Annotated in this window: 1 protein-coding gene; it reads right to left on the reverse strand. The window is 62.4% G+C overall.

The window, feature by feature from the left end; all coding sequences use genetic code 11:
- Positions 1-376: 376 nt before the first annotated feature.
- On the reverse strand, positions 377-559 hold a 183-nt coding region (locus tag IFT99_RS26155; RefSeq protein ID WP_206758802.1), incomplete at its 5' end, for a hypothetical protein.

A 559-nucleotide genomic window follows, 5' to 3' on the forward strand; every position in this document is an offset into this window, starting at 1 on the left:
CGGTTGGGCCCGACTTCGTCGGGTTCCCTCACTCCGACGACGCTCCGTGGGCCCGCGCCGAACGGACATCCATGTCCTAGCGGCGCTCTCGCGGCATCCATGCCGCTCGGCCCACTGCGCGTCGTCTACATTCGGCCTGCACCCAAGTCGCGATTGGTGTCGTCTGGACTTTTTGTGTACGAAAATCAACGGCAACGGCAACGGCATCTGCGGCCTGTCTGTTCGAGGAAAGTCCTTCGGCGTGTTGAAGATCCTCTGTAGGAGCGCGCTTGCCCGCGAATTGCGGTGGGTCAGTGGCATCTGTGTGGCTGACAGGACGCCATCGCGGGCAAGCGCGCTCCTACAGTGAATGTGCATGCGGTCAGTAGGACCGGCTTCAGCCGGGAAGCAGTTGCTCTGCTTTTGATCTGCTTTTGATCTTCAAACGCAAAAAGCCCAGACACCGCCAAACGCGACTTGGGTGCAGGCCGAACGCAGACGATGCGCAGTGGGCCGAGCCGCATGGATGCGGCGAGAGCGCCGTCAGGACATGGATGTCCGTTCGGCGCGGGCCCACGGA

Source organism: Pseudomonas sp. CFBP 8772 (assembly GCF_014841665.1).
Classification (GTDB): Bacteria; Pseudomonadota; Gammaproteobacteria; order Pseudomonadales; family Pseudomonadaceae; genus Aquipseudomonas; species Aquipseudomonas graminis_B.